The 399-nt window shown below is 69.7% G+C and carries 1 pseudogene; it reads left to right on the top strand.

Annotated features, from left to right (window positions below):
* Positions 1-74: 74 nt before the first annotated feature.
* Positions 75-399 (top strand): annotated as a pseudogene (locus G4D87_RS38710) (hypothetical protein); the annotation flags it as partial.

Here is a 399-nt window from a genome sequence, read left to right as displayed (position 1 = left end):
CTGGAGATGGCACGTGACGGCGAACTCACCAACACCGGCGAACTGGGCGCCGGCCACGTACAGGACGCGCAACCATGAACGCACCGATGCCGAACGAAGCGGCGGACCGCGCACAAGCAGGGCAGCAGCCCCGCGCCGATGCCGGCACCGGGCCGGTGAAGCTGGGCATGCCGGTCTCGCGCGTGGACGGCCGCCTGAAGGTGACGGGCCAGGCCCGCTACGCGGCCGAGCACCACGACGAGGGCATGGCCTTCGGCGTGGTGGTCAACAGCAGCATCGCCAAAGGCCGCATCCTGCGCATGCACCTCGAGCGGGCCCGCGCCGTGCCGGGCGTGCTGGACATCATCACCCACGAGAACCGCCCGAAGGTCCGCTCGATGGACCTGTTCTACAAGGACA

Source organism: Myxococcus vastator (genome assembly GCF_010894475.1).
GTDB lineage: Bacteria > Myxococcota > Myxococcia > Myxococcales > Myxococcaceae > Myxococcus > Myxococcus vastator.
The sequence above is the reverse complement of the archived record's forward strand: the minus strand, read 5'-3'. Positions and strand labels throughout refer to the sequence as shown.